This is a genomic window from Mesorhizobium atlanticum (genome assembly GCF_003289965.1).
GTDB classification, from domain to species: Bacteria; Pseudomonadota; Alphaproteobacteria; order Rhizobiales; family Rhizobiaceae; genus Mesorhizobium; species Mesorhizobium atlanticum.
Genome location: NZ_QMBQ01000026.1, coordinates 1 through 1,177 on the forward strand (window position 1 = coordinate 1; position 1,177 = coordinate 1,177).

The 1,177-nt window shown below is 63.8% G+C and carries 1 protein-coding gene; it reads right to left on the reverse strand.

Going from position 1 to position 1,177, the window contains the following annotated elements:
* Nucleotide 1: 1 nt before the first annotated feature.
* Nucleotides 2-1,177: an elongation factor Tu gene (gene tuf / locus DPM35_RS32080; RefSeq protein WP_040983039.1), complete on the reverse strand. Its 1,176-nt coding sequence runs from the start codon at nucleotides 1,175-1,177 to the stop codon at nucleotides 2-4.

The following is a 1,177-nucleotide window of genomic DNA, read 5'->3' on the forward strand; positions in this document are numbered from 1 at the left end:
ATTATTCCTTGATGGTGACGACGATGCCTGCACCGACGGTGCGGCCGCCTTCACGGATGGCGAAGCGCAGCTTCTCTTCCATCGCGATCGGCACGATCAGCTCGACGTCGACGGTGATGTTGTCGCCGGGCATCACCATCTCGGTGCCGGCCGGCAGCGTCACGATGCCCGTCACGTCCGTCGTGCGGAAGTAGAACTGCGGACGGTAGTTGGTGAAGAACGGCGTGTGACGGCCGCCCTCGTCCTTGGTCAGGATGTAGGCTTCGGCCACGAACTTCTTGTGCGGCTTCACCGAACCCGGCTTGGCCAGAACCTGGCCGCGCTCGACGCCTTCACGGTCGATGCCGCGCAGCAACGCGCCGATGTTGTCGCCCGCCTGGCCCTGGTCGAGCAGCTTGCGGAACATCTCGACGCCCGTGCAGGTCGTCTTGGCGGTCGGACGGATGCCGACGATCTCCAGTTCCTCGCCGACCTTGACCACGCCGCGTTCGACGCGGCCGGTCACGACCGTGCCGCGGCCCGAGATCGAGAACACGTCCTCGATCGGCATCAGGAACGGCTTGTCCAGCGGACGAACTGGGGTCGGGATGTAGGCGTCGACTTGGGCCATCAGCTCGCGGATGGCGTCCTCGCCGATGGTCTTGTTCGAATCTTCAAGCGCGGCCAGCGCCGAGCCCTTGACGATCGGAATGTCGTCGCCGGGGAACTCGTTCTTCGACAAAAGCTCGCGAACCTCGAGCTCGACCAGCTCGAGCAGCTCGGCGTCGTCGACCTGGTCGACCTTGTTGAGGAACACAACGATCGAAGGCACGCCGACCTGACGGGCAAGCAGGATGTGCTCGCGGGTCTGCGGCATCGGGCCGTCGGCGGCCGACACGACCAGGATCGCGCCGTCCATCTGGGCGGCACCGGTGATCATGTTCTTCACATAGTCGGCGTGGCCGGGGCAGTCGACGTGGGCATAGTGACGGTTGGCCGTCTCATACTCGACATGCGCCGTCGAGATCGTGATGCCGCGCGCCTTCTCTTCCGGCGCCGCGTCGATCTGGTCATAGCGCTTGTATTCGCCAAAATACTTCGTGATCGCCGCCGTCAGCGACGTCTTGCCATGATCGACGTGGCCGATCGTGCCAATGTTCACATGCGGCTTGGTGCGCTCGAATTTACCTTTTGCCAT

Excerpts from the sequence above, each read along its gene's own strand:
- tuf (WP_040983039.1), bottom strand. The coding sequence starts at position 1,177 with ATGGCAAAAGGTAAATTCGAGCGCACCAAGCCGCATGTGAACATTGGC.